The organism is Oceaniradius stylonematis, assembly GCF_965223445.1.
In the GTDB taxonomy this organism is placed as follows: domain Bacteria; phylum Pseudomonadota; class Alphaproteobacteria; order Rhizobiales; family Rhizobiaceae; genus Roseitalea; species Roseitalea stylonematis.
Window position 1 is genome coordinate 2,521,098 of the sequence record NZ_OZ244994.1, and the last position, 25,869, is coordinate 2,546,966.

Consider the following 25,869-nt stretch of genomic DNA (forward strand, 5'->3'; position numbering starts at 1 on the left):
GCTTTCATGACCGATCCATCCGCAACGCATGCAACGGGCCTCCGGCTCGAAAACGTCGCGATAGCGCTGGGCAGCCGCACGCTGGTCAGCGTCGATCACGATATCGCGCCGGGCGACGTGCTGACGGTGATGGGTCCTTCCGGCTCCGGCAAGTCGACGCTTCTGGCCTTCATCGGCGGCTTTCTCGATCCGGTCTTTTCCGCGCGCGGCCGCGTGCACTGCAACGGGACCGACATCACAGGCGCGCCGCCGCAGACCCGCCGTGCCGGTCTTCTGTTCCAGGATCCGCTGCTGTTCCCGCACATGTCGGTCGGCGGCAATCTCGTGTTCGCCGTGCCGCCCTCGGTCGCCGGCCGTACGGCGCGGCGGCAGCGCGCCGGCGACGCGCTGGGCGATGTCGGTCTCGACGGATTCTTCGATCGCGATCCCGACACGCTGTCCGGCGGCCAGAAAGCGCGCGTCGCGCTGGCGCGCGTGCTTGTCTCCGATCCTGCCTTCATGCTGCTCGACGAGCCCTTTTCCAAGCTCGATGCCGGTCTGCGCGATCAGATCCGGCGGCTTGTGTTCGAACGGGCCAAGGCGCGCCGACTGCCGGTGCTGCTGGTGACCCACGATGCCGCCGATGCCGAGGCGGCCCATGGGGCGTTGGTCGAACTGGCACCAGCTGCGTCGTGCGGCAACGAACCATGATCGACTTTGCCGCAACCGGCCTGCCGGCTGCCGCGGTTCTCGGCGAGTTGAAAACGGAACTTGCCAACCGCCCGAACGCGGTTCTCGTCGCGCCGCCGGGCGCGGGCAAGACCACGCTGGTTCCCCTGGCCCTGCTCGGCGAGGCGTGGGTCGGCGGCGGCAGGATCGTCATGCTCGAACCGCGCCGTCTGGCCGCTCGTGCGGCAGCACGGCGGATGGCATCGCTGCTCGGCGAACGTGTCGGCGAAACGGTCGGTTATCGCATGCGGATGGACAGCAAGACCGGCCCGAAGACGCGGATCGAGATCGTCACCGAGGGCGTGTTCGTGCGCATGATCCTCGACGATCCGGAGCTTTCGGGAACCTCGGTCGTCATATTCGACGAGTTCCACGAACGCTCGCTGGACGCGGATTTCTCTTTGGCGCTGGCGCTCGATGTGCAATCCGCCCTGCGCGAGGATCTGCGCATTGTCATCATGTCCGCGACGCTCGATGGCGGTCGCGTCGCGCGTCTTCTGGACGATGCGCCGGTGATCGAGAGCGCCGGCCGCACTTACCCCGTCGATATTCACTACCGGCCGCGCAAGCCCGATCAGCGCGTCGAGGACGCAGTGGCCGATGCGGTCCGCGCCGCGTTGCGCGAGGAGGAGGGCAGCATTCTCGCCTTCCTGCCGGGACAGGCGGAGATTCGCCGCACCGCCGAGCGCCTCGAACCGCACCTGCCGTCCGACGCCTATCTGGCGTCCCTGTTCGGCGCGATGGACATCGCCGATCAGGACCGGGCGATCCTTCCGGCCGAACAGGGCCGGCGGAAGATCGTGCTGGCAACGGCAATCGCCGAAAGCTCGGTGACGATCGACGGCGTGCGCATCGTCATCGATTCGGGACTTTCCCGCCAGCCGGCCTTCGAGCCGGGACAGGCCATCACCCGGCTCGAGACGGTTCGCGAGAGCCGGGCCTCCGCCGACCAGCGCGCCGGTCGTGCCGGCCGCACGCAGCCCGGCATCGTGATCCGCCTCTGGCACGAAGGCCAGACGGCGGCGCTTGTCCCGTTCGATCCTCCGGAAATCACCCGCACCGACCTGACGCGGCTGATGCTCGATTGCCTGGCCTGGGGTGTCGCCGATCCGCATGCGCTGCGCTTTCTTGACCCGCCGCCCGAGGCTGCCCTGTCCGAGGCGCGGTCGCGGCTGGAAGGGCTCGGCGCGATCGACGGGCAGGGACACCTGACGCCGAAAGGGCACCAATTGCGCATGATCGCGCTGCCCGTGCCGTTGGCGGCGATGGTGGCGGCGGCGGAGAATTCAGGCGATGCAAGGCGCCGCGCGCGCTTGGCCGTTCTGATCACGGAGCGGGGTCTGGCCGGCATGTCGACCGATCTCGACCGGCGGCTTCAGGCCTTTGACAACGATCGATCGGCCCGTGCACGGCAGGCCCGGCAACTGGCCGACCGCATCGCCGCACAGATCGACTTGCCCGATGGCGGTGGACAGGACGAAACCGCCGGCATCATGCTGCTCGACGCATTCCCCGACCGGGTTGCCAAGGCCCGTTCCGGCCAGCCGGGCCGTTTCGTGATGGCCGGCGGGCGCGGTGTTGTGGTCGAAGAGACCGATCCGCTGGCCCGCGAGGAGTTCGTCGTCGCCGCCGATGCGACCGGTGCGGCGGCACAGACGCGGCTTCTGGCCGGGGCGGCCATATCGCTTGCCGACATCGAGGACCGGCTGGAGGACCGGATCGCCGACCGGGTCGAGATGGCGTTCGATGCCGGATCGGGCCGGCTATCCGCCCGACAGGTCCGGCGTCTGGGTGCGATAACGCTGTCTTCGGCGCCGCGCCCGGTCGAGGCCGGCGATGCGGCGGCAAAGGCGCTCACAGACGCGGTGCGCGTTTACGGCCTGCCGCTTCTGCCGTGGACCGAAAAGGCGCGTTCGGTGCGCGACCGGCTGGCCTGGCTGCATGCGCGCGCCGGTGACCCCTGGCCGGACATGGGGGATGATGCGCTCATCGCAACGCTCGATGACTGGCTGGCACCGTTCCTGGCGGGTCGCACGGATTTGTCCGGCGTACCGCTGATCGATGCGCTTCTGATGCGCGCCGGTTCCGTCCGCGCCGCAGACCTCGACCGGCTCGCACCGTCTCACTTCACCGCGCCCACCGGCTCGCGCCTCGCGCTGCGCTATCCGCCCGATGGTTCGGCGCCGGCACTGGCGATCCGCGTCCAGGAACTTTTCGGGCTGACCCGGCATCCTGCGCTTCTGGATGGCGCGGTTCCGCTGGTCGTCGAACTCCTCTCGCCCGCGGGGCGGCCCATCCAGCGTACCGTCGACCTCCCCGCATTCTGGGCCGGCAGTTGGGGCGAGGTGCGTGCCGAGATGCGGGGCCGCTATCCCAAACATGTCTGGCCCGACGATCCGGCCAATGCCGCGCCGACCCGACGGGCCAAACCACGCAAATCATGATTGCGTGCGAGAAGCATCGGATTTTCTGGCAATTCGGGCTTTTGGGCGCCATATAAGCGCCCATGGATCAACAGGTCGACGACAGCCCGGTCATGCAAGGCGAGCGGTTCGAGCGCCGCCGTCTGCGTATGTCGACGCTCACCAACACGCGCTGGATTGCGGTTCTGGGCCAGAGCGTCGCCGTCACCGTCGTTGCCGCATGGCTGGGCTTCGACTTTCCCATCGTTGCCTGTTTCGCGCTGATCGCCGTTTCCGCAGCGCTCAACCTTGTCCTGACATGGGTTTTCCCGGCCAACATGCGGCTTGGTCCGGCCCATGTCTTCGCCGTCCTTTTCTTCGACATTGGCCAGCTCGCCGCGCTCCTGTTCCTCACCGGCGGGCTGGAAAACCCGTTCTCGGTGCTGCTGATCGTGCCGGTAATCATCTCGGCGGCGACGCTGCCGGCGCGGTACACGGCCGCATTGGGACTGGTGGTGTTCGTCTCGGCCAGCGTGCTGGTCTTCTCGCATCTGCCGCTGCCCTGGTATGCGGACGTGCCGCTCGACATTCCCTTCATCTTCGTCGCCGGCATGTGGGCGGCGGTTCTGTCGTCGGTCGCCTTCACCGCCTTCTATGTCTACCGCGTCGCCGACGAGGCCCGCAGCCTGGCCGATGCATTGTCGGCCACCGAACTGGTGCTGCAACGCGAACATCATCTGTCGGCGCTCGACGGGCTGGCTGCCGCCGCCGCCCATGAGCTGGGCACGCCTCTGGCCACCATTTCCCTTGTCTCCAAGGAAATGGACCGCGCGACCGCCGAGGAAGATCCGCTCAAGGAAGATGTGCGGCTGCTGCGCGCGCAGGCCGATCGTTGCCGCGAGATTCTGTCGCGCCTGTCGACGCTCAACACGTCCGAGGACCTCATTTCCCTTATGTCGATTCGCGAACTGATCGAGGAACTCGCCGCCCCGCATCGCGAGTTCGGCGTTCGCATCGTCACCGGACACGATGGAGACGGCAGCCCCGAACCGGTGATGCGGCGCAATCCGGCCGTTCTCTACGGGCTGGGCAATCTGGTCGAGAACGCCGTCGATTTCGCGCGACACACGGTGCGCATCGATCTGCGCTGGTCCGACCGCCAGGTGCGCATAGACATCGTCGACGACGGACCCGGATACCCGGCTGACCAGCTTGAGAAACTGGGAGAGCCGGATCTGGGTGCAACCCGCGACGTTCAACGCAGCCGCAAGGGCGGCCCCGGCCTGGGCCTTGGCATCTTTATCGCCAAGACACTGCTCGAACGCAACGGCGCGACGCTGCGCTTTGCAAATGGCGGACGGCCCGAAGCCGGCGCCGCCGTGACGGTCAGCTGGCCGCGCTCATCCATTGAGGCGGCGGCCGCGTAGAGGAGACAGAAAGGTGAGATCATGCTGACACAGGAAAACACCAACACCGATGTGGTGCCGGGACCGGGTCCCGATGCCAGCCTGCTGCTCGTCGATGACGATGCGCCCTTTGTGCGCCGGCTCGGCCGCGCGATGGAAAGCCGGGGCTTTGCCGTGGAAATGGCCGAATCGGTCGCCGAGGGGCTTGCCCGCGTTGAAGCCGCGCCGCCCGCCTATGCGGTTGTCGACATGCGGCTCGAGGATGGCAACGGTCTCGATGTCATCAAGGCGCTGCACGCCAAGCGGCCCGAGGCCCGCGCGATCGTCCTGACCGGCTATGGCAACATCGCGACCGCCGTCAATGCCGTCAAACTGGGCGCGATCGACTATCTGGCCAAGCCCGCCGATGCCGACGATGTCTACAATGCGCTGACCGTCGCGCCGGACGGCACCCCGCCGCCGCCAGAAAACCCGATGTCGGCCGACCGGGTGCGGTGGGAGCATATCCAGCGCGTCTATGAGATGTGCGACCGCAATGTCTCGGAGACGGCGCGCCGGCTCAACATGCATCGCCGCACATTGCAGCGCATCCTCGCCAAGCGCGCGCCGCGCTGATCACGGTCCGGCGGTCTGCCCGCCGGACGCCCATTCCGCCGCCAGCAACCGCCCGGCGGCGAACCGCGCGAACCGCAGCGTGACCGCCTTGCGCCGCGCCGGCGCAAGCCTGTGCTCCGGGGCATCGGCAACGATGGCGGCGCCGTGCCCGTCGGCGCGGATGAACCCGCAATCGTCGGGAAAAAGATGCTGCGGCACGTCGGGCAGCGTTGCAAAGAACAGACGGTCGCAATAGTCCCGATATCCCGGCCATTTGGCATCGGCCATCATGTCCTCGGGCGAGGATTTGATCTCGACGATGACGATGCCGCCGTCGGGAGCCAGAGCGACAAGATCGGCGCGGCGGCCGCTGGCCAGCGTCATTTCCGGAACCGTCGCCAACCCCATTTCCCGCAGCAGGATCTGAACGCCGCGCCGCACGCGGAGCGCCCGCGCCGATTGCCGGCCATCGGCCAGCGGATTAATCGATACGGCGGAAACAAGCGGCATTTGATCCCGTCACGGCGGACTATGACGTTGCGTCAACTGTGGTGCGTCGGTGACACTGTGTGCCAAAGCGCACAGACCTGCAAGATTACGGGGGGCCATCCTTGCACGCGGTTCAAAGCTTCATGTAACGTTGGATTAACCATGTGGGGCGAAAAAACCCCGGGGCTGTTGGGTTTGAGGGACATCATGCAAAGACGAGCTTTTCTGGGTGGATTCGCCGCGATCGCCGCAACCGGGCTTGCCGGCTGTTCGGCCACCAATTCGAACTACTTCGCCAATGCCTATGCGGGCATGCCGGACGGCGAATACACGCTGCCGAAAATCCCGGTTTCGAAAGTGCCTGAGGAATTCCGCCGCCAGGTCGTCGATTACGAGACGCGGCATCGGCCCGGCTCGATCATCGTCGACACGCCGAACCGGCATCTTTATCTCGTCCAGGAAGACGGCAAGGCGCTGCGCTACGGCATCGGCGTGGGCCGCGACGGGTTCCGCTGGTCGGGCACGGCCAAGGTGGGCTGGAAACGCCGCTGGCCGACATGGACACCGCCGGCGGCGATGATCCGGCGCCAGCCGGAACTGGCAAAATATCGCGGCGGCATGGAGCCCGGCCTGACCAATCCGCTGGGCGCGCGCGCGCTTTATCTGACGCGCGGCGGCCGCGACACCGGCTATCGTCTGCACGGCACGCCGGAATGGTGGTCGATCGGCAACGCCGTCTCGTCGGGCTGCATCCGCCTTATGAACCAGGACATTGTCGATCTTTACAACCGCGTCGAGCCCGGCGCGAAGGTTGTCGTCCTCCAGGGCTGACGCCGCATCGCCGACAGTCGAACGCGAAAAGGCCGGGCGATCGCCCGGCCTTTTTTGCCGGTTCGGTCTTCGGTCAGACGGCCTCGACCTGCTCGACCTCGGGAATGAAGTGCCGCAGCAGGTTCTGGATGCCGTGCTTGAGGGTCGCCGTCGACGATGGACATCCGGCGCAGGCGCCCTTCATGTGCAAAAAGACGACGCCGTCGCGAAAGCCGCGGAAGGTGATGTCGCCGCCATCCTGGGCGACGGCCGGTCGCACGCGCGTCTCGATCAATTCCTTGATCGTCGCCACGATGCTCTCGTCGCCGGCCTCGAAGAATTCTTCTTCATCGCCAAAGTCGGCTGCGCCGTTCTGTTCGGCCATCACCGGCGCGCCGGCCATGAAGTGCTCCATGATCGCGGCAAGAACGGCCGGCTTCATGTGCATCCAGTCATGCGCATCGTCCTTGGTGACGGTGACGAAATCATAGCCGAAGAAGACGCCGGTCACGCCATCGACATCGAAAAGCCGTCCGGCCAGCGGCGACTTGGCGCCCGCTTCGCCGGCATCGCGGAAATCGGCGGTGCCCATCTCCATGACGACCTGGCCGGGCAGGAATTTCAGCGTGGCCGGGTTCGGCGTCGTTTCGGTCTGGATGAACATGGCATCACCTCAATTTGGAATAATTCCAAAATAGAGTGAAACGCTCACCCTATCAAGCGCTAGCAGGCCCCTGTGAAAGGGGCGCGCTCGCTATGAACATATGCGTCCGTCACGACAGGCTTTCAATGTCCTCGTCGGTCAGATTGGCGGGCACCACGGTGACGGGGATCGGAAACGCCGCGTCCCGCCCGGCGATCGATGAGACGAGCGGCCCCGGCCCTTCCTTGGCCGCGCTGGCCGCGAGCACGAGGATGGCAATGTCCTGGTCTTCCTCGATCAGTTCGTGAATGGGTTCGACGCCGACACCCTCGCGGATCACGGTCTCGGGCTCGATTCCGCACTGTTCGCGCGCGAGCGTGGCGAATTTCGACATCACCTGCTCGGCGCGCTCCATCGCCTCTTCTCGCATCACCTGCTCGACGCCCAGCCAGTGCTGGAAGTCGCCGGGCGCGATCACGAACAACAGGATCAGCCCGCCATGGGTATTGGCCGCGCGGCGAGCGGCGTAGAACACGGCGCGCTCGCATTCCGGTGTTTCGTCGACGACCGCGAGGAACTTGCGGCGATGACCGGCTTCGCCGGAAAGGCGTCTGGTGACCATGGACGAATCTTTGGCACGGCCCGCGCCGGCCCGCAAGCGGAGAGAGGCTCAGGCGCCCAGACCGACGATCCGCCGCACATCGGCCATGACCGGCGCGGCGATCGCCGACGCCCGTTCGGCGCCGTTGGCCAGAATCCCGTCAATATGACCCGGATCGGCGATCAGCCGCCGCATCTCTCCGGCGACGGGGCTCAGAACCTCGACCGCCAGATCGGCGAGCGCCGGCTTGAACTCGGAAAACGCCTTGCCGCCGAACTCTGCCAGCACCGCGTCGCTCTCCATGTCCGCCAGCGCGGCATAGATGCCCACAAGGTTCGCCGCTTCCGGCCGTTCTGCCAGGCCCGCCGCTTCGCTCGGCAACGGTTCGGGATCGGTCTTGGCCTTCCGGATCTTGCGGGCGATCTCGTCGGCCGTATCGGTCAGATTGATTCGCGACAGGTCCGAGGGATCGGATTTCGACATCTTCTTGGTGCCGTCGCGCAGGCTCATGATTCGCGTTGCCGGCCCCTCGATCACCGGTTCGGTGAGCGGGAAATAGCCCGACACGGTCTCCCGGCCGATCTGCATTTCGATGCCCAGACCCAATTCCGCGATACGGTCGGAATAGTCGTTGTTGAACTTCTGCGCGATATCGCGGGTCAGCTCCAGATGCTGCTTCTGGTCGTCGCCCACCGGCACGTGGGTTGCCCGGTAGATCAGGATGTCGGCCGCCATCAGCGCCGGATAGGCGAAGAGGCCGACCGATGCGTTCTCGCGGTCTTTTCCGGCCTTTTCCTTGAACTGGGTCATCCGGTTGAGCCAGCCCATGCGCGCCACGCAGTTGAAGACCCACGCCAGTTCCGCGTGCTCGTGCACGCGGCTCTGATTGAAGACGATGTGCTGCGCCGGATCGATGCCTGCAGCAAGAAAGGCCGCCGCGACGGAGCGCGTCGCATTGATCAGTTCGGTCGGGTTCTGCGGCATGGTGATCGCATGCATGTCGACCACGCAATAGATGCATTCGTGCCGCTCCTGCATCGCGACGAATTTGCGGATCGCGCCCAGATAATTGCCGAGCGTCAGATGGCCGGTCGGCTGGACGCCGGAAAAGACGCGCTCGTGGAAGATGTTGGTCATGGGACGGTCCGTTTGGAATGCGCCGGCCTTATGCAATGGCCGTTGCCGCCGTGCAAGGGCCGGTCGACCGCTCAGACGCCGCGCCGGAACAGCATTGCCCTTAGCGCGCCGAGCCGCGCCGCGCCGGTCAGATGGGCCAGACCGAAAAAGCTGACGACGCCGGCACCGACCACAATGGCAAGCGCGGCGGCCCGCGGGACGAGCGGGGTGCCGGACGCCAGTTGCGGAGCAAGCAGTTCCGCCGAGGCCCAGACACACAGGCCCATCAGCACGGCGCTGACCGCAATCAGCGCCAGAAGGCGGGTCATCGGCCCATCGATCGTCCAGAGGCCGCGCCGGTTCAGAAGCCAATAAAGCGCGATGGCATTGACCCAGCCGGCAAGGCTTGTCGCGATCGCGATGCCCACATGGCCCACGAATGGAAACAGCGCCAGGCTGGCTGCCACATTCACCGCCATGGCGGCAATCCCGACCTGCATCGGCGTCTTGGTGTCCTCGCGGGCGAAGAAGCCGGGCGAAAACACCTTGACCAGCACGAAGGCCGGCAGGCCGACGGCAAACGCCTGCAGCGCAAGCGCGGTGCCGCGTGCGCTTTCGGCGTCGAAGGCCAGCCTTTCGAACAGCACCGAGACAAGCTGGTGCGGGATCACGGCCAGAGCCACCGCAGCGGGCAGGGTCAGCATCATGGAAAACTGCAGTGCCCGGGCCTCGACGGCCTTGGCCGCACCCATGTCGCCAGCCTTCAGCTTTCGCGACAGTTCCGGCAGCAGCACGACGCCGATGGCTATGCCGACGACGCCGAGCGGCAATTGGTAAAGCCGGTCGGCATAATAGAGCATGCTGGCGGCGCCCGCCTGCATCGAAGCGATGATCGTGCCAACGACGATGTTGATCTGCGTCACGCCGCCGGCGATGACGCCGGGAATGCCCAGCGTGACCAGCCTCTTCATGCGGCCGTTCCAGCGCGGGCGCACGAAGCCGAGCGCGAACCCTTCGCGCCGCAAGGCGATCACGACCATGGCCAGCTGCGCAACGCCACCGACGACGACGCCGACCGACAGCCACAGCCCCGCATCGCGCGTTGCCGCAAGGCCGGAAGAGACGATGTAGCTGAGCACCGCGATCAGCACGACATTCAGCAGGACCGGTGCGAATGCCGCCGCCGCGAACCGGCCCAGACCGTTCAGCACGCCCGAAATCAGCGCCAGCAGCGAGACGAGCAGAAGATAGGGAAAAGTGATCCGCGTCAGTTCCACCGTCAGGTCGAACTTGTCAGGATCGGCCGAAAAGCCCGGCGCCAGCCCGTACATCAGGACCGGCATCGCGATCATGGCAAAGCCGATAACAATGGCCAGGACGGTAATCAGGCCGGCCATGGCTTCTTGTGCGAACCGCCGCGCTTCCTCGCGGCCCTCGCCTTCCAGCCGCCGCGAAAAGAGCGGAATGAAGGCCGAATTGAAGGCGCCTTCGGCGAAGATCCGACGAAACAGGTTGGGGAAGCGGAAGGCGACCACGAAGGCGTCGGCCACCGGGCCCGTACCAAGAGCGGCCGCCATCAATATGTCGCGCACGAATCCCAGCACGCGGCTGGTCATGGTCGCACCGCCCACCGTGGCGAAATTGCGCAAAAGGCTCATCGTCTATTCGGCCGCCACGGCGGCCTTGCCCGCCTGCTTCTTCGTTGCGCCGCGCTGATCGTTCTTGAGCACGGAAAGAAGTGCCTTGCGGATGCGGCCCTGGCGCGCCGTGTCCTCGATCTTCTGGCCGACCAGATCGGTCACATAGAAACTGTCGATCACCTTCTCGCCGAAGGTCGTGATGTGCGCGGAACGGATGTCGAGCTTGAGATCGGAGATCGCGCCGGTCAGTTGCGACAGGAGCGCCGGGCGGTCCAGCCCTTCCACTTCGATCACGGTAAACCGGTTGGACAGCGTGTTGTTTATCTTCACATTGGGTTCGACATGAAAGGCGCTGAGCGCCCTGCGGCGTCGCTTGTGCGCCTGCACGTCCGGCAGGCTCACCTTGCCGCGCAGGACATCCTCGATCAGTGCGCCGATCCGGCGGCCGCGCCGCAACTCGTCTTCGTCCTCGACAAATTCGCGTTCGATCTGGATGACATCGAGCGCGCGGCCGTCGGATGTGGTGAAGATGTGGGCCCCGTCGATCGATGCGTCCGCGCTCGAACAGGCGGCGGCGATGACCGACAACAGGCGCGGGTGGTCCTGCGCCAGCACGGTGATCTCGGTCATCGCCTGAAATGCATCCGTGCGGACTTCGGTCGCCAGCGCCTTGCCCTCGGCATTGGCCGCGCGGATGAACTCGGCATGGCGCTCCTGGTCTTCCAGATCGACGGTCAGAAGATAATTGTCGTAGTGCAGGCGCAGAACCGCCTCGCGATCGGCTTCGGTCCAGCCGGCGAGCCGTTCCTCGAGCGCTTGCCGGCGGCTGGCGGCGCGGCTCTTGCGGCTGGTTTCCGAGAAACCGCCCGTAAGTGCCAGTTCCGCCTCTGCATAGAGCGTGCGCAACAGCTGGCCCTTCCAGCCGTTCCAGACGCCCGGACCGACGCCGCGAATGTCGCAAACGGTCAGCACCAGCAGCAGCTTGAGCCGCTTGACCGTCTGCACCCGCGCGACGAAATCCTCGATCGTCTTGCGGTCCGACAGGTCCCGCGCCTGAGCGGTCATCGACATGAGAAGATGGTCCTGCACCAGCCAGGCGATGGTCGCCGTGTCCTCGGGCGAAAAGCCGAAACGCGGGCAAAGCTTTCGCGCCACCTCCGCCCCGGCGGTCGAATGATCCTGCGGTCGGCCCTTGGCGATATCATGCAGAAACAGTGCCACATAGAGCAGCGTGCGCTCGCCTTTGAGGCCCGGCATCAGCGTCGCGGCGAGCGGATGATCTTCCTTGAGTGTACCCTTTTCGATGTCGGCGAGCACGCCGATCGTACGGATCAGATGTTCGTCGACGGTGTAGTGATGATACATGTTGAACTGCATCATCGCGACGATCCTGCCGAAATCGGGGACGAAACGGCCGAGCACGCCCGCCTCGTTCATCCGCCGCAGATTGAGCGCCGGATCGTTCTTCGAGGAAAGGATCTTGATGAACAGCGCATTGGCATTGACGTCGGTGCGCAGTGCCTTGTCGATCAGCTTCAGCGAACGCCGGACCAGTTGCAGCGCCTGCGGATGATATTCGAGCCCGTACCGGTCGGCCAGATGGAACATCCGGATCAGGTTCACCGGATCGCGCTTGAAGACCTCCTCGTCGGCGACATTGATGCGCTGACGGTCGATGACGAACTCCTTGATACCGCGAATCTTGCGCGAGCGACCGGTGAAGGGCAGCGCCTGCAAGAGGCCGGACAGCGCCGGCGCGTTCTTGATCTCCTGGTCTTCCAGCGCCGCGCAGAAGATGCGCGTCAGGTCGCCCACATCCTTGGCGATCAGGAAATAGTGCTTCATGAACCGCTCGACATCCTCGAGCCCGGGGTGTGACTGGTAGCCGAGCCGCTCGGCGAGGTCCCGCTGCACGTCGAACGACAGGCGTTCCTCGGCCTTGCCGGTCAGGAAATGCAAGTGGCAGCGCACCGCCCAGAGGAAGTCTTCGCACTTGACGAAGAGATTGTAGTCCTTGCGCGTGAAGACACCGAGCTTGACCAGTTCCGCACGTCGCCGCACGCGATAGACATATTTGGCAATCCAGAACAGCGTGTGGAGGTCGCGCAATCCGCCTTTTCCGTCCTTGACGTTCGGCTCGACGACGAACCGCGCTTCGCCCATCCGCTGGTGGCGCGCATCGCGCTCGGCGAGCTTGGCCTGGATGAACTGGACGGCGGTCTTCTGCACGACCTCGCCATCGAACCGGTCCATCAGCTCCTTGAAGAGCGTTTCGTTTCCGATCAGGAACCGGGCCTCGAGGATCGTGGTGCTGATCGTGATGTCGTTCTTGGACAGCCGCACGCAGTCATCGATGTTGCGCGTGGCGTGGCCGACTTTCAGCCCCATGTCCCAAAGCATGTAGAGCATGTATTCGGCCAGTTGCTCGCCGAGCGGCGTCTGCTTGTAGGGCAGGACGAACAACAGATCGATGTCCGATCCGGGCGCCAGCGTGCCGCGGCCATAGCCGCCGACCGCCGCCAGCGCGATCCGCTCGCCACGGGAAAGATCCGAGACCTTGAACACATGGGCGAGGGCGAAATCGTAGGTGGCCCGGATGATCGCATCCTGGAGGTCCGACAGGCGCTTTGCGCAGCCATGGCCCTTGCCGTCCTCGAAAAGGCGCCGCTCGGCCTCGGCGCGCCCGTCGGCCAGGACCTGCTTGAGATGGGCGAGCACCTTGGCGCGTACACCCGTGTCCGCGCCGTCGCCGCCCGCATCGCGCGCGAACCCTTCCAGCGCCGCGCCGATGGTCGCGGCGTCGGGAAGGGCGGTCTTTCCGGTGACGGCCTTGTCCAATCTCAGTCCTTCTTCGTTGCGACCGCCTTGAGCGCATAGAGCGCTTCGAGCGCCGCGCGCGGCGTCATCTCGTCAGGCGAAAGATCGTCAAGCGCCGCCTCGATAGCCGATCGGACGGCGTTTGGCACGGACTGTTTTGCCGCCGGCGCCGCCGAGAAAAGCGGCAGATCGTCGATCAGCGCGGCCGCGCCCTTGTCGCGGTTCTGCTCCTCGAGTTGGTCGAGCACCTGTCGTGCCCGGATCACGACCGCGTCGGGCAGGCCGGCAAGCCGCGCCACCTGCACGCCATAGGACCGGTCGGCGGCGCCTTGGCCGACCTCGTGCAGGAACACCACCTCGCCTTCCCATTCCTTGACCCGCATGGTGACGTTGGCCAGCCGGTCGAGCTTTTCGTGAAGCGCTGTCAGCTCGTGAAAATGAGTGGCGAACAGCGTCCGGCAGCGATTGTGCTCGTGTAGATATTCGATCGCCGCCCAGGCGATGGAAAGCCCGTCAAAGGTCGCCGTTCCCCGGCCGATCTCGTCGAGGATGACGAGCGCGTTCTCGCCGGCCTGGTTGAGGATGGCCGCGGTTTCGACCATCTCGACCATGAAGGTCGATCGCCCGCGCGCCAGATCGTCCGAGGCTCCGACACGGCTGAACAGCCGGTCGACAATGCCGATATGGGCCTGTCCGGCCGGCACGAAGGAGCCGGTCTGCGCAAGGATCGCGATCAGCGCGTTCTGGCGCAGAAAGGTCGACTTGCCGCCCATGTTCGGCCCGGTCAGAAGCCACAGCGCGCCATGGTCGGCACCGTCCTTGGGCGAAAGGTCGCAATCATTGGCGACGAACGGATCGGCAGCCTGCCGGCGCAGGGCCTGTTCGACGACCGGATGGCGCCCGCCGACGATACGGAAGGTGCGGCTGTCATCGACCACCGGCCGGCAATAGCCTTCCGAGGCGGCCAAATCGGCAAGCGCCACCGAGACGTCGATCACAGCAAGCGCATGCGCCGCCTCGCGGATCGCATCGGCATGGGCGACGCTGAGCGCGCGCAATTGCTCGAACACGGCCAGTTCGATCTCGAGTGCCCGCCCCGCGGCGTTGGCGATGCGGCTTTCAAGATCGGCCAGTTCGGTGGTGGTGAAACGCATCGCGTTCGCCATGGTCTGGCGGTGGATGAAGCGGGCCTTGGCGTCGTCGGATGCATTGAGAGCGCTCGCGTTCAGCGCGGTGACCTCGATAAAATAGCCCAGCACATTGTTGTGTTTGATCTTCAGTGACTTGACGCCGGTTTCGGCTGCGTAATCGGCCTGCAGCGATGCGATGACGCGCCGCGACTGGTCGCGCAGCGCCCTCATCTCGTCGAGCTCGTCATGATGGCCTGTGCGCACGAAACCGCCATCGCGCGCCAGAAGCGGCATGTTATCGTCGAGCGCCGTTTGAAGCGCGTCGGCGACCTCGGCGGGCGCGGCGCCGAGCATGGCACGCGCTTCGTGCAGTTCGGCGCCCAGATCGGCTCCCGACAGCACCTGGTGGACCGACGCGGCGACCGCCAGCCCGTCGCGGATGGCGGCCAGATCGCGCGGGCCGCCGCGGTTCAGCGACAGGCGCGACAGCGCGCGCGCCATGTCCGGCAACGCCTTCAGATGGGCGCGCAGCGTGCCGGCCAGCCCATCGTCGGCCATGAACTGGCTCACGGAATCGAGCCGCTCGGCAATGGCGGCGGCATCGGTCAGAGGCGCGCGCAGCCGCGCTGCCAGAAGCCGCGCGCCGGCGCCGGTCACCGTCCTGTCGATCGCCTTCAAAAGGCTGCCGTCGCGCTGGCCCGACAGCGTGCGTTCGAGTTCGAGATTGGTGCGCGTCGCCGGATCGATAAAAAGCGTGGGTGAGCCGGTCTCGCGCTGCGGCCGCTGCAGCGCCGGCCGCTCGGACACTTGTGTCTTTTCGACATAGGCGAGCGCCCCCGATGCGGCGGCCAGTTCGGCGCGCGAGAAGTCGCCGAACCCGTCCAGCGTCGCAACGCCGAAATATCGCGCGAGCCGGTCGCCCGCCGTGGCGCTGTCGAACAGGGCGGCGGGATGTGCGCTGACGGCGCGGCCGAACTGGTCGAAGACCGGCCTGAGCTCGGGATCGTGAAAAAGCGCTTCAGGGACGATGATCTCGCGCGGCGCGATGCGGGTGAGATCGGGCAGGAGGCGCGCCGGCGCGGTTTCGCCGAGCCGGAACTCGCCGGTCGAAATGTCGATGAAGGCGTAGGCCATCTGGTCCGAGGCCCGGATGCGCGCAAGGGCCAGAAGATAGGCGTTCTCGCCCGGCTCCAGCAGCTTGTCCTCGGTGATCGTCGCGGGCGTGACCAGCCGGGTCACATCGCGGCGGACGACCGATTTCGAACCGCGTTTCTTGGCTTCGGCCGGGTCTTCGAGCTGCTCGCACACCGCCACGCGATGGCCGAGCCCTATCAGCTTCTGCAGATAGTCGTCGGCGGCATGAACCGGAACGCCGCACATCGGAATGTCCTGGCCCAGATGCTTGCCGCGCTTGGTCAGCGTGATGCCCAGCGCCCGCGAGGCGATCTCCGCGTCCTCGAAGAACAGTTCGTAGAAGTCGCCCATCCGGTAGAAAAGGAGCAGCCCCGGATTGGCCGACTTGATCTCGAGAAACTGCGCCATCATCGGCGTCGGCGCGCCGGTCGAGGCGCTGCCGCCCGCTCCGCCGCCGGTTTCCCGATGCTGTGCCGCCCTGCCATCCATCGCCTGGGACCCGTTTCGTTCCGTCCGAGCTTATGCGCGTTTACACGGCGCCGCGACAGGGATTAGAAGGTCTTTTCCCCGACTAGTGTCCGAATACAGCGCGCAAGGGACGACCCTCATGAACAAGCCTCACCGCCCCGCCGCGCCGTCCGTTTCAAAGCGTCCCGCGATCAGCGACAGCGAAGCGCTCGATTTTCACGCGCGCGGAAGGCCGGGCAAGCTCGAAGTCACGCCCACCAAGCCGATGGCGACCCAGCGCGACCTGTCGCTGGCCTATTCGCCGGGCGTCGCCGTCCCCGTCAAGGCGATCGCCGAACGGCCCGAGGCCGCCTTCGACTATACCGCGCGGGGCAACATGGTGGCCGTCATCTCCAACGGCACGGCGATCCTCGGCCTGGGCAATCTCGGCGCGCTCGCCTCAAAACCGGTGATGGAAGGCAAGGCCGTCCTCTTCAAGCGCTTTGCCGATGTCGATTCGATCGACCTGGAGGTCGACACCGAAGACATGGACGAGTTCGTCAATTGCGTGCGCCTGCTCGGCCCGTCGTTTGGCGGCATCAATCTAGAGGACATTCGCGCGCCGGACTGCTTCATGATCGAGGACCGGCTGCGCGAGGCGCTCGACATCCCGGTGTTTCACGACGATCAGCACGGCACCGCGATCATCGCCGCCGCCGGCCTGATCAACGCGCTGCATCTGACCGGCCGTGATCTGCGCGACGTCAAGATCGTCTGCAATGGCGCGGGCGCCGCCGCCATCGCCTGCATCGAGCTGGTCAAGGCGATGGGCGTGCCGCACGACAATGTCATCCTGTGCGACACCAAGGGCGTTATCCACCAAGGCAGGGGCACCGGCATGAACCAGTGGAAGTCCGCCCACGCGATCGCCACCGACCGGCGGACGTTGGCCGATGCGATGGAGGGCGCCGATGTCTTCTTCGGATTGTCGGTCAAGGGCGCGCTGACCGCCGACATGGTGCGGTCGATGGCCGACAATCCGATCATCTTCGCCATGGCCAACCCCGACCCGGAGATCACGCCCGAAGAGGTCGCCGAAATCCGCGACGATGCGATCATTGCGACCGGCCGGTCCGATTATCCCAACCAGGTCAACAATGTGCTCGGTTTTCCCTACATCTTCCGTGGCGCGCTCGATGTGCAGGCGACGACGATCAACGACGCGATGAAGGCCGCCGCGGCCAATGCCATTGCCGAACTCGCGCGCGAGGACGTGCCCGACGACGTGGCGATCGCCTATGGCGGCACGCGTCCCCGGTTCGGCCCCGGCTACATCATTCCCGTCCCGTTCGATCCCCGCCTGATTTCGGCGATCCCGGTCGCGGTGGCGCGCGCCGCGATGGAATCGGGTGTCGCGCGCCGGCCCATCGCCGACTTCGACTCCTATGCGGTCGAACTGTCCGCGCGCCGCGATCCCATCGCCGCCACGCTCCAGCGCATCTTCGATCGCGTCCGCCGCAATCCCAAGCGCATGTTCTTCACCGAGGCGGAGGAAGAGCAGGTCGTCCGCGCCGCCGTCTCCTACGTCAATCAGGGGCTCGGAACCGCCATCCTTCTGGGCCGCGAGAACCTGATCGCCGAAGCGGCGCGCAACGCCGGTGTCGATCTGGAGCGCGACGATATCGAGATCGTCAATGCGCGCCTGTCGAACCGCGCCGCCGCCTATGCGGACCATCTCTACGAGCGTCTGCAGCGCGACGGTTACCTGTTCCGCGACTGCCTGCGGATGGTCAATAACGACCGCAACATCTTCGCCGCCACCGCCGTCGCGCTCGGCGATGCCGACGGCATGGTCACCGGTGTCACCCGAAATTACGCCACCGCGCTCAGCGACGTGCGGCGTGTCATCGATGTGCGTCCCGGCCACCGTGTCGTCGGCGTTTCGCTGGCGCTGTGCCGCGGGCGCACGGTTCTGGTCGCCGACACGGCGGTGCACGACATGCCGACCGCCGAGGAACTGGCCGACATCGCCGAGGAGGCGGCCGGCATGGCCCGCAAGCTCGGCTATGAACCGCGCGTGGCTATGCTGGCCTATTCGACCTTCGGCCAGCCGCAGAGCGAACGCTCCAATTCCGTGCGCGATGCCGTGCGCATGCTCGACAAGCGGCGCGTCGATTTCGAGTATGACGGCGAGATGGCCGCCGATGTCGCGCTCAACGCCGAACTGATGGCGCAATATCCGTTCTGCCGGCTGTCGGCGCCGGCCAACGTCCTCGTCATGCCGGCGTTTCACTCGGCCTCGATTGCCACCAAGATGCTGCAGGAACTGGGCGGCTCGACCGTGATCGGTCCGCTTCTCGTCGGGCTCAACAAGTCCGTTCAGATCGTTTCGCTGAACGCGCGCGATGCGGACATCGTCAACATGGCCGCGATCGCCGCCTACAATGCCGGCGGATGATCAGGCGGCGAAGCGATCCGCATCTGCACCGTAATAGGAGACATAGCGCGCGCTGATCTGTTCGACCGGCAGGACGACGAGCACATCGACCGAAGCGAACGCATGGTCGATCACCGCGCCCTCGCCGAATGTGGCGCCGAGCCGAAGATAGCCCTTGATAAGCGGCGGCAGGGCGCGCATCGCCGCCTTCAGGTCGATCGCCTCGGCCGGCATGAAATCCATGTCGACACGTGTCTCGGCCCGCGCCGTCACCGACCAGTCGCCGGTGGCGCGCGCATGATGATGCAGGAATGCCAGCGCCATCGCATGCCGCGCGGGGACGCGGCCGGCAAAGGACGCGCAGCCGAACATCACATCGATGGCGTTGCGCCGGCAATAGGCCCAGATGCCCTGCCACAGAAGTTCGATCGTACGCTTGGAGCGATAGTCCGGCAGGACACAGGAGCGGCCCAGTTCGAGAAAGCGGCGGCCGTCATGCCGTTCGAGCAGGGCGCCGATGTCGAATGCGCTGTCCGAATAAAACGGCCTGCCGGCGAGGTTTTGCTGAGGCAGGAGCCTGTAGGTGCCGATAATCCGGTCCGTGTCGGTTCCCGCGATCGCAGTGTCCAGGACGATCAGATGGTCGCACAGCGCGTCATAGCCGTCGGCATCGATCCCGTCTTCATCGCCCGGCGCCGCGAACTCGGCCGAGAAAACGGCATGGCGCAGCCTTTGTGCGGCCCGGATTTCGTCACCGGTCGTCGCAAGCCGTGCACGCAGTTTGCCGATCTCGCCCAGAAACGCCGCCGGTTCGGCGGGCGGGCGGGCCGGCTGGCTTGGCGCTGCGCTTGCGATGGTCATCGTTCGAACCCGAATCCGGTCTGCATCCGACAAGGTGAGTTGTCGGCTAAGACGATCCCGTGACGCCAGTATGACACATTTTCGGCGCGCGTTAATGCCTGTTCAGGCCGCTGCGCTGTCCAGCGTTTCGAACAGGACGTGCAAGTTCTGTGCGGTCAGCGGCTTGCGCACGATCTTCTGCGCACCGACGGCAAGCAGAAGGCGCTCCAGTTCTGGATCGTCGTCGGCGGTCAGCGCGACGATCGGCAGGCGCGTGTCGCCGCCATGGGCGTCCTCGTGCGTACGGAAGAGGCGGATCGCCTCGGCGCCGTCGAGCACAGGCATGTGAACGTCCATCAGCACCAGATCGAAGGCGGCGTCCGGCGCGGTCATCCGGTCGAGCGCGGCCTTGCCGTTGTCCGCAAGCGTGACAGCGTGCCCCGCCTTTTCAAGAACGCTGCATGCCAGAAGCGCGTTGACCGGATTGTCTTCGGCGAGCAGCAAGCGGCGCCGGCGCTGCGCGGCCGGCGTCACAAGGGACAACGGATTGGACAGATCGTCGGCGGGTTTGCCGTCCAGAGTACGTTCCAGAACGCGCAACAGGCTGGAGCCACGCACCGGGCGTGTCAGGAATGCATGGCCGTCGGCCTTGAACTGCGCGCCCAGCGTGCCGCGCTCCTCGGGCTCGATCAGAACCACCGGACGGCCGCCGCGCGCGGCGATCCGGTCTGCGAGGCCGAGCGCCCGATCCGGATCGCGCATCAGCCGGCTGTCGATCAGCACCGTCGCGCCCGGCATGTCGTGCAACCGGTCGAGCGCCAGCTCCGGCGCGGTCGTGTGCTCGACCGACCCGCCATGCCCCGCGATCGCATCGGCCAGCATGTCCGCCTCGCATCCGGCGCGCATCATCAGGCAGAAGTGCTGACCCGATAGCGCCTCGTCGCTCGGCTCCGCCCCTTTTTGCGGCTCGATACCCGCCGGAACGCGCACGGTGAATTCCGTTCCCATGTCGGGCGAACTTTCAAACGCGATCGTGCCGCCGAGCCGGTCGACCAGCCGTTTGGCGATGGCAAGGCCAAGCCCCGCGCCATCGTGCCGACGCGCAAGGCTCATATCTGCCTGCTCGAACGGTTCGAAGATTTGCGCCTGCTTTTCGATCGGTATGCCGGGCCCGCTGTCGCGGACGGTGATGGTCAGATCGTGCGCCCGTCCGCCATCGGAGGAAGGCGCGTGGCCGATCTCGACGGCAATGCCGCCTTCGGCGGTGAACTTGATCGCATTGGCGACGATGTTGAACAGGATCTGCCGCAGGCCCTTGGCGTCGGCGCGCATCGATACCGGCACACCCGGCGCGATCGAATAGCCGAGATCGAGCCCCTTTTCGTGCGCGCGGCCGGCCAGCAGTTCGATCACGCCGCTGGTCAGCGCGCGCATGTCCGTGGCCGAGAAGACCGGCGTGCTGGTGTCGGCGCCACTGCGGCCGAATTCCAGAAGGTCGTTGACCAGCAGCATCAGCGCTTCGGAGGACGATGTGATCGCCTCGACATAATTGCGCTGCTCGGCGGTCAACGGCGTGTCGGCCAGCAGTTTGCCCATGCCGACGATGCCGTTCAGGGGCGTGCGGATCTCATGGCTTACAATGGCCAGAAACTGGGATTTCGATGCGTTCGTCTCGTCCATGGCGTTGCCCCGCCGTCAGGTCGCGGACCCCGCAATTTCGTCCGAGGGCCGGCAATCGGCGGTCGTGATGGCCGCGCGAACCCGCACGATAGGCTGTGAAGGTTATCAACTGGTTGCGTTGACGACCCGTATGGATCAGCGGGTGTCAGCCGGCCATGTCGATGACCACGCGGCCGCGCACCTTGCCCTCGAGCAGTGCCGTCGCCGTCTCGACGATCGCGTCGAAACCGATCGTCGTCGACAGGCTTTCGAGCTTTGCCGTGTCGAGGTCGCCGACAAGCCGGCTCCAGGCTTTTTCGCGCAACGCTCTGGGCGCCATCACCGAATCGATGCCCAGCAGCGACACGCCGCGCAGGATGAAGGGCGCGACGCTCGCCGGCAGGTCCATGCCTTGCGCAAGGCCGCAGGCGGCCACCGCGCCGCCATACTGCGTTTGCGCCAGGACATTGGCGAGGGTCACCGAACCGACCGAATCGATGCCGGCGGCCCACCGCTCCTTGCCGAGCGGCCGGCCGGGTTCGGACAATTCCGCCCGATCGATGATTTCCGCCGCGCCTAGCGATTCCAGGAACGCCGATTCGCTGGTCCGCCCGGTCGAGGCGATGACCTGATAGCCCAGCTTGGAAAGAACCGAGATCGCCACCGTGCCGACGCCGCCATTGGCGCCGGTGACGACGACCGGGCCGCGGTCGGGCGTGATGCCGGCACCCTCAAGTGCAAGCACCGACAGCATCGCCGTATAGCCCGCCGTGCCAATCGCCATCGCCTGATGCGGGGTCAGCGCGTCGGGCAGCGCGATCAGCCAGTCGCCATTGACGCGCGCCCGGCCCGCATACGCGCCGTAATGCACCTCGCCGACGCCCCAGCCATTCAGAATGACCTTGTCGCCCGCCTTCCAGTCGGCATGATCGGAGGCGACAACGGTCCCGGCAAAGTCGATGCCGGGGATCATCGGCCAGCGGCGGACGACCGGCGATTTGCCGGTAATCGCGAGCCCGTCCTTGTAGTTGATCGTGGTGGCTTCGACGGCGACGACCACATCGCCTTCCATCAGGTCGTCGACGGTCAGTTCGGCGACATCGACCGACTGAACCTTGTTGTCGTCGCGCGACACCATGATCGCCTTGAACGCGTCGGCCATCGGCCTCTCCCCTCAATTGTTTCGGCGCAACCTGCCAGCGCGTTGGCCGCAAGGTCAATCGGCTTTGCGGGTGCTGCGCCACAAAAGCACTTCGTCGAGAATCACCAGGCCCGCGCCGACGGTGATCGCCGCGTCCGCCAGGTTGAAGATCGCAAACGACCAGCCCGGCGTGTGAAACAGGAAATAGTCGATCACATAGCCGTAAAGCGAGCGGTCGATCAGATTGCCGATGGCGCCGCCAATGATCAGCGCAAAGCCGAAATGGGCGACGATCCGGTCCGCCGGGCTCGACACCCACAGCCAGCTCACGAAACCGGTGACTGCAAGGCTCAGCACGATCAGCGGGCCGGCGCCCCACCCTGACAGCATCGAAAAGGCGATGCCCGGATTGTGGGTCAGAAACAGCGCGAAGAAAGGCAGAAGATCGATCCGCTCGTGATAGTCCATCGCCTGCTCGACGCCGATCTTGATCGCCTGGTCGACGGCGACCATCGCGCCGACCGTCAGGAGAGCGGTGGAGATGCGTTTCATGACGGGTCCCCGGCAACCGCGAATGCGTGCCGCCGTGCCTCGTACAAGGCCAGCCCGGTTGCGACCGCCAGATTGAGCGAATCGGCCCGTCCGGCCTGCGGGATGCGGATCAGCGTGGTGCACAGATCCGCCAGATCGGCCGGCAGCCCGGCTTGCTCATTGCCCATCAGCAAAAGGATCGGACCGCTGGCATAGTCGGGCACGCGATAGTCGACCGAGCCTTCCAGATGAGTACCGATAATCTGGCCCGGCCAGTCGCCGGCAAAGCCCTTGAATGCCTCGGCTGTCATGCGCGCCACGGGCACCGCGAAAATCGAACCCATTGTCGCGCGCACGGTTTCGGTGGCGAACGGATCGGTCGTTTCGCCGACCAGGATGACGCCCCTGGCGCCGCCGGCATCGGCGGTGCGGATGATCGTGCCCAGATTGCCGGGATCGCGCACCCGGTCGAGCGCGATCCAAAGATCGTCCGCGCCGGGCCGGATCGATGCCGCATCGGCAAATCGCTGCTGCATGACCCCAACGACCATCTGCGGATTGTCGCGCCGCGTGATCTGGCCGAGCAGCCGTTCCGGCACGATCAGAACGTCCGCACCGGCCGCCACCGCGCGGGTCGCCAGCGCTGTGACCGCCTCATTTCCCTTGGCCGATGCGGCATGGATCAGCGTTTTCAGTCGCCATCCGGCGTCCATCGCCTCGATGATCAGCTTCATGCCCTCGGCGATAAAGCTGTTGGTCTCCTCCCTGTGCCGCTTTTTTTCGAGCAGCCGGATGTCCTTGATGATCGGATTGGCCGCGCTGGTGACTTCCTTGACCCGTCCCGGGGCCGCGATCGGACTGGCCATCATGCGTGTCCCGGCGTCCAGCGGCTGAACATTGACGTGGACAGGACGCGTCCGGCACTCGTCTCGCGCAGAACCAGTTCGCCGGATTCGACATGGCCCTCCGGCGCAAAGCCGGTCATGGCCTCCATCATCGTCTCGTGGATGGCGAACATCGAGGCCCGGATCGCGTAGGCCGTCAGCACCAGCATGAGGGGCGTATCGGAAAGAATCGCGCGGCAGCCATCGAGCATGTCGGGCAGATGATCGAAGAGCTGCCAGACCTCGCCGGCCGGACCGCGGCCATAGGCCGGCGGATCGAGCAGGATGATGTCATAGGCATTGCTGCGCCGCCCTTCGCGCGCCACGAACTTCATCGCGTCTTCGCAGATCCAGCGGATCGGCTTGTCTTCAAGCCCGGCATGGGCCTGGTTCTCGCGCGCCCAGCCGATGGCCTTTTTCGAGGCATCGACATGGGTGACATGGGCGCCGGCAGCCGCGGCCACCAGCGAGCCGACCCCGGTATAGCCGAAAAGATTCAGGACGCGCAGGGGCCGCTCCGCGCCCTCGATCGCATTGCGCATGGCGCGCCAATGCGCTGCCTGTTCCGGGAACACGCCGACATGGCGGAACGATGTGAAACGGCCGAGATAAGGCACCCCGTCGAATGCCATCGGCCAGGTTTCCGGCAGCGGTTTCGCCGGAAAACGCCAGCGGCCAAGCCCTTCCTCGTCCGTGTCGCCGGTGAACACCGCATCTGCCGCTTCCCAGTCCGGCGGGGGCAGGGCGCGGCCCCAGATCGCCTGCTGTTCGGGGCGCACCAGCGTCAGCGAGCCGTAGCGTTCGAGCTTGAGCCCGTCGCCCGTGTCGACAAGGGCGTAATCGTCGGTGGCATCGGTCTCGAGGATCAGCGGAACGGTCTCCGCCGGGCGCGCGCCGCTTCGCCGTGTCCGGGGTTCCGGAGTTTCGCCAGCCGCCCGTGGCGGCCTGTCGGCATGTTTCGGCTTGGGGCGGAAGCCGCGTGGCTCGCCGGACCTGGCGCGCGGCGCACCATCGCGTTTTGCCGCCTGTGACCTTGTGCGGCGGCCATCCCTGGCGCGGTTCTTGCTCATGGCAGGCATATGGCTGTTCGCGGTCGGCTTGTGAAGCGAAAACGCCGTTCAAAGGCCGCAGCGCGCTGCGATCAAGGAGGCGGCGGCCAGGTCCTCGAGCGATGCGCCGGTCGACTTGAACAGCGTGATCTCGTCATCGGCGGTGCGGCCCATATGATCGCCATTGACCAGTTCCATGAGTTCGGCGCGCACATGGCTGCGCTCGATCAGCCCGGCATTGATCGGCTGCACCAGATCGCCGCCCTCGTGCAGCGCCCCCGCATAAGTGTCGACGAACAGACTTGCCCGCTGCACGCACTCATCGTCGCTTTCGCGCATGGCCGGCGTGAACGCGCCGACAAGATCGACATGCGTGCCCGGCGAGAGGAGAGCGCCCTTGATCAGCGGCTCGGTCGATAGCGTCGCGCAACTGATGACATCGGCCTTGCCGACCGCCGCATCGAGGCTTTCGGCGGCGACGGCCTCCGCCGCTTGACCGTCGGCACGCAGGCTTTCCGCAAGCCTTTCGGCGCCGGCGACAGTCCGGTTCCAGACCAGAACGTGCCTGTAGGGCCGGACGCTCAGATGCGCCCGGACCAGAAACGGCGCCAGCGCACCGGCGCCGACCATCAGCAGCGTGTCGGGTTCGGCCGGCGCGAGGTGGCGCGCGGCAAGCGCCGACGCCGCCGCCGTTCGCCACAAGGTCAGCCGGGCGCCATCGATCATCGCGATCTGCGCACCGGTCTTTTTGTCCATCAGGATGACGGAGGCCATCACGGCGGGCAGGGCGCGCGCGCCATTGTCCGGTGTCACCACGACCAGCTTGACGGCCATGTGGCGGTCGTTCCAGGCCGGCATCAGCAGCAGGGTCTGGTCGGCACTGTCCGCGTTGGCGATGGTGTGGTGGTGACGGGGCGGAGCGTGGACGCCGCCCCTGAACGCGTCCGCAAGCGTGTCGGTCAGCGCCGGAAAGTCCAGCGCAGCATCGACGTCATCGGCCGAAATGATCTTCATGGATGATCAGCGCTGCAGCACGAGCGAGGTGCCGGTCGCCGATTTGTCGCCATTGGTCCGCTTGGTCTTTTCGACCTCGTGGCGCAATTGCCGGGCCTCGCGCTTGTAGGTCCGTTCCTGCTTGCGGTGTTTGCCCTGGGCCAGCCAGGCGCCGAAACCGCCGGCAACCACGCCGATCGCAGCCGCCACGAACAGCCAGACGAACAGCGGCGCCTGATAGGTCAGCGCGGGATTGCCCGGATTGAACACGTCGATCGACAGCGGCACCGATGTCCTGTTGGCAACCATCAGCGCGATCAGGACGATGGCGAGCGGGATCAGGATCAGGACGTTGAAGATGCGGCGCATGAAGGCGGCTCGAACGGTTTGCGTTGCGG

The 25,869-nt window shown here is 66.0% G+C and carries 21 protein-coding genes; 6 read left to right on the top strand and 15 right to left on the bottom strand.

Translation table 11 applies throughout. The features are described from left to right. The first annotated feature begins 6 nt into the window (after nucleotides 1–6). From ACOQOU_RS12420 to ACOQOU_RS12435, 4 genes are all read left to right on the top strand, one after another. A complete protein-coding gene (locus ACOQOU_RS12420; protein ID WP_306026199.1) occupies nucleotides 7–690 on the top strand; it encodes an ATP-binding cassette domain-containing protein in 684 nt (227 codons plus the stop codon). Further along, entirely contained in the window at nucleotides 687–3,152 is a 2,466-nt protein-coding gene (gene hrpB / locus ACOQOU_RS12425) for an ATP-dependent helicase HrpB (protein ID WP_306026200.1), read from the top strand. Before ACOQOU_RS12420 ends, hrpB begins: the two co-directional genes overlap by 4 nt. Nucleotides 3,153–3,214: 62 nt before the next feature. After that, complete coding sequence (locus ACOQOU_RS12430; RefSeq protein ID WP_109766770.1) at nucleotides 3,215–4,537, top strand: ActS/PrrB/RegB family redox-sensitive histidine kinase; 1,323 nt, start codon at nucleotides 3,215–3,217, stop codon at nucleotides 4,535–4,537. Nucleotides 4,538–4,558: 21 nt separating this feature from the next. After that, the gene (locus ACOQOU_RS12435) at nucleotides 4,559–5,131 is read left to right on the top strand and encodes an ActR/PrrA/RegA family redox response regulator transcription factor (RefSeq protein WP_109766771.1); all 573 of its coding nucleotides are present in this window, start codon (nucleotides 4,559–4,561) and stop codon (nucleotides 5,129–5,131) included. Here ACOQOU_RS12435 and ACOQOU_RS12440 read toward each other — a convergent pair whose 3' ends face one another. After that, nucleotides 5,132–5,620, bottom strand: coding sequence for an MmcB family DNA repair protein (locus ACOQOU_RS12440; protein WP_306026201.1), 489 nt, complete (start codon nucleotides 5,618–5,620; stop codon nucleotides 5,132–5,134). It abuts the gene before it with no gap. A 186-nt stretch (nucleotides 5,621–5,806) separates the two neighbouring features. Here ACOQOU_RS12440 and ACOQOU_RS12445 point away from each other — a divergent pair, with 186 nt between their 5' ends. Further along, nucleotides 5,807–6,430, top strand: coding sequence for a L,D-transpeptidase (locus ACOQOU_RS12445; protein ID WP_109766773.1), 624 nt, complete (start codon nucleotides 5,807–5,809; stop codon nucleotides 6,428–6,430). Between the two features lie 73 nt (nucleotides 6,431–6,503). Here ACOQOU_RS12445 and ACOQOU_RS12450 read toward each other — a convergent pair whose 3' ends face one another. From ACOQOU_RS12450 to mutS, 6 genes are all read right to left on the bottom strand, one after another. Next, nucleotides 6,504–7,073 carry a NifU family protein gene (locus ACOQOU_RS12450; protein ID WP_109766774.1) on the bottom strand — a complete coding sequence of 190 codons (570 nt, stop codon included), beginning with the start codon at nucleotides 7,071–7,073 and terminating at the stop codon, nucleotides 6,504–6,506. A 109-nt stretch (nucleotides 7,074–7,182) separates the two neighbouring features. Further along, nucleotides 7,183–7,674: a universal stress protein gene (locus ACOQOU_RS12455; protein ID WP_109766855.1), complete on the bottom strand. Its 492-nt coding sequence runs from the start codon at nucleotides 7,672–7,674 to the stop codon at nucleotides 7,183–7,185. A 48-nt stretch (nucleotides 7,675–7,722) separates the two neighbouring features. After that, nucleotides 7,723–8,790 carry a tryptophan--tRNA ligase gene (gene trpS, locus ACOQOU_RS12460; RefSeq protein WP_306026202.1) on the bottom strand — a complete coding sequence of 356 codons (1,068 nt, stop codon included), beginning with the start codon at nucleotides 8,788–8,790 and terminating at the stop codon, nucleotides 7,723–7,725. Between the two features lie 71 nt (nucleotides 8,791–8,861). Then, nucleotides 8,862–10,427: a murein biosynthesis integral membrane protein MurJ gene (gene murJ / locus ACOQOU_RS12465; protein WP_306026203.1), complete on the bottom strand. Its 1,566-nt coding sequence runs from the start codon at nucleotides 10,425–10,427 to the stop codon at nucleotides 8,862–8,864. A gap of 3 nt (nucleotides 10,428–10,430) precedes the next feature. Continuing rightward, nucleotides 10,431–13,247 (bottom strand): [protein-PII] uridylyltransferase, encoded by a 2,817-nt coding sequence (locus tag ACOQOU_RS12470; RefSeq protein WP_109766776.1) that lies wholly within the window; start codon nucleotides 13,245–13,247, stop codon nucleotides 10,431–10,433. 2 nt (nucleotides 13,248–13,249) lie between these two features. After that, a complete protein-coding gene (mutS, locus tag ACOQOU_RS12475) occupies nucleotides 13,250–15,901 on the bottom strand; it encodes a DNA mismatch repair protein MutS (RefSeq protein ID WP_306026236.1) in 2,652 nt (883 codons plus the stop codon). A 196-nt stretch (nucleotides 15,902–16,097) separates the two neighbouring features. Between mutS and ACOQOU_RS12480 the strand changes: the two genes are divergently transcribed. Beyond that, nucleotides 16,098–18,395 carry an NADP-dependent malic enzyme gene (locus ACOQOU_RS12480; protein ID WP_306026204.1) on the top strand — a complete coding sequence of 766 codons (2,298 nt, stop codon included), beginning with the start codon at nucleotides 16,098–16,100 and terminating at the stop codon, nucleotides 18,393–18,395. On the opposite strand, the gene ACOQOU_RS12485 is transcribed toward ACOQOU_RS12480, so the two are convergent. From ACOQOU_RS12485 to ACOQOU_RS12520, 8 genes are all read right to left on the bottom strand, one after another. Further along, nucleotides 18,396–19,235 (bottom strand): GNAT family N-acetyltransferase, encoded by an 840-nt coding sequence (locus tag ACOQOU_RS12485; protein ID WP_306026205.1) that lies wholly within the window; start codon nucleotides 19,233–19,235, stop codon nucleotides 18,396–18,398. It lies immediately after the preceding gene. 102 nt (nucleotides 19,236–19,337) lie between these two features. Further along, nucleotides 19,338–20,894, bottom strand: coding sequence for an ATP-binding protein (locus ACOQOU_RS12490; RefSeq protein WP_109766779.1), 1,557 nt, complete (start codon nucleotides 20,892–20,894; stop codon nucleotides 19,338–19,340). Between the two features lie 145 nt (nucleotides 20,895–21,039). Then, nucleotides 21,040–22,035, bottom strand: coding sequence for an MDR family oxidoreductase (locus tag ACOQOU_RS12495; protein ID WP_109766780.1), 996 nt, complete (start codon nucleotides 22,033–22,035; stop codon nucleotides 21,040–21,042). 54 nt (nucleotides 22,036–22,089) lie between these two features. Continuing rightward, nucleotides 22,090–22,566 carry a signal peptidase II gene (gene lspA, locus ACOQOU_RS12500; RefSeq protein ID WP_109766781.1) on the bottom strand — a complete coding sequence of 159 codons (477 nt, stop codon included), beginning with the start codon at nucleotides 22,564–22,566 and terminating at the stop codon, nucleotides 22,090–22,092. Continuing rightward, nucleotides 22,563–23,414 carry a TrmH family RNA methyltransferase gene (locus tag ACOQOU_RS12505; RefSeq protein ID WP_420578726.1) on the bottom strand — a complete coding sequence of 284 codons (852 nt, stop codon included), beginning with the start codon at nucleotides 23,412–23,414 and terminating at the stop codon, nucleotides 22,563–22,565. The genes lspA and ACOQOU_RS12505 overlap by 4 nt, the downstream gene beginning before the upstream one ends. Further along, on the bottom strand, nucleotides 23,411–24,499 hold the full coding sequence (locus ACOQOU_RS12510; RefSeq protein ID WP_306026207.1) for a class I SAM-dependent methyltransferase: 1,089 nt from the start codon (nucleotides 24,497–24,499) through the stop codon (nucleotides 23,411–23,413). Before ACOQOU_RS12510 ends, ACOQOU_RS12505 begins: the two co-directional genes overlap by 4 nt. A gap of 48 nt (nucleotides 24,500–24,547) precedes the next feature. Continuing rightward, complete coding sequence (locus ACOQOU_RS12515) at nucleotides 24,548–25,492, bottom strand: ornithine cyclodeaminase family protein (protein ID WP_306026208.1); 945 nt, start codon at nucleotides 25,490–25,492, stop codon at nucleotides 24,548–24,550. Between the two features lie 6 nt (nucleotides 25,493–25,498). After that, nucleotides 25,499–25,840 (bottom strand): LapA family protein, encoded by a 342-nt coding sequence (locus ACOQOU_RS12520; protein WP_306026209.1) that lies wholly within the window; start codon nucleotides 25,838–25,840, stop codon nucleotides 25,499–25,501. Between the last annotated feature and the right edge of the window lie 29 nt (nucleotides 25,841–25,869).

Bases quoted from the DNA above. Each gene is read 5' to 3' on its own strand.
- ACOQOU_RS12490 (WP_109766779.1), bottom strand. From the start codon at position 20,894: ATGGACGAGACGAACGCATCGAAATCCCAGTTTCTGGCCATTGTAAGC.
- ACOQOU_RS12520 (WP_306026209.1), bottom strand. From the start codon at position 25,840: ATGCGCCGCATCTTCAACGTCCTGATCCTGATCCCGCTCGCCATCGTC.
- ACOQOU_RS12495 (WP_109766780.1), bottom strand. From the start codon at position 22,035: ATGGCCGACGCGTTCAAGGCGATCATGGTGTCGCGCGACGACAACAAG.
- murJ (WP_306026203.1), bottom strand. From the start codon at position 10,427: ATGAGCCTTTTGCGCAATTTCGCCACGGTGGGCGGTGCGACCATGACC.
- ACOQOU_RS12450 (WP_109766774.1), bottom strand. From the start codon at position 7,073: ATGTTCATCCAGACCGAAACGACGCCGAACCCGGCCACGCTGAAATTC.
- ACOQOU_RS12420 (WP_306026199.1), top strand. From the start codon at position 7: ATGACCGATCCATCCGCAACGCATGCAACGGGCCTCCGGCTCGAAAAC.
- ACOQOU_RS12505 (WP_420578726.1), bottom strand. From the start codon at position 23,414: ATGATGGCCAGTCCGATCGCGGCCCCGGGACGGGTCAAGGAAGTCACC.
- mutS (WP_306026236.1), bottom strand. From the start codon at position 15,901: ATGATGGCGCAGTTTCTCGAGATCAAGTCGGCCAATCCGGGGCTGCTC.
- ACOQOU_RS12485 (WP_306026205.1), bottom strand. From the start codon at position 19,235: ATGACCATCGCAAGCGCAGCGCCAAGCCAGCCGGCCCGCCCGCCCGCC.
- ACOQOU_RS12445 (WP_109766773.1), top strand. From the start codon at position 5,807: ATGCAAAGACGAGCTTTTCTGGGTGGATTCGCCGCGATCGCCGCAACC.
- lspA (WP_109766781.1), bottom strand. From the start codon at position 22,566: ATGAAACGCATCTCCACCGCTCTCCTGACGGTCGGCGCGATGGTCGCC.
- ACOQOU_RS12510 (WP_306026207.1), bottom strand. From the start codon at position 24,499: ATGAGCAAGAACCGCGCCAGGGATGGCCGCCGCACAAGGTCACAGGCG.
- ACOQOU_RS12455 (WP_109766855.1), bottom strand. From the start codon at position 7,674: ATGGTCACCAGACGCCTTTCCGGCGAAGCCGGTCATCGCCGCAAGTTC.
- ACOQOU_RS12430 (WP_109766770.1), top strand. From the start codon at position 3,215: ATGGATCAACAGGTCGACGACAGCCCGGTCATGCAAGGCGAGCGGTTC.
- ACOQOU_RS12480 (WP_306026204.1), top strand. From the start codon at position 16,098: ATGAACAAGCCTCACCGCCCCGCCGCGCCGTCCGTTTCAAAGCGTCCC.
- trpS (WP_306026202.1), bottom strand. From the start codon at position 8,790: ATGACCAACATCTTCCACGAGCGCGTCTTTTCCGGCGTCCAGCCGACC.
- ACOQOU_RS12515 (WP_306026208.1), bottom strand. From the start codon at position 25,492: ATGAAGATCATTTCGGCCGATGACGTCGATGCTGCGCTGGACTTTCCG.
- hrpB (WP_306026200.1), top strand. From the start codon at position 687: ATGATCGACTTTGCCGCAACCGGCCTGCCGGCTGCCGCGGTTCTCGGC.
- ACOQOU_RS12440 (WP_306026201.1), bottom strand. From the start codon at position 5,620: ATGCCGCTTGTTTCCGCCGTATCGATTAATCCGCTGGCCGATGGCCGG.
- ACOQOU_RS12435 (WP_109766771.1), top strand. From the start codon at position 4,559: ATGCTGACACAGGAAAACACCAACACCGATGTGGTGCCGGGACCGGGT.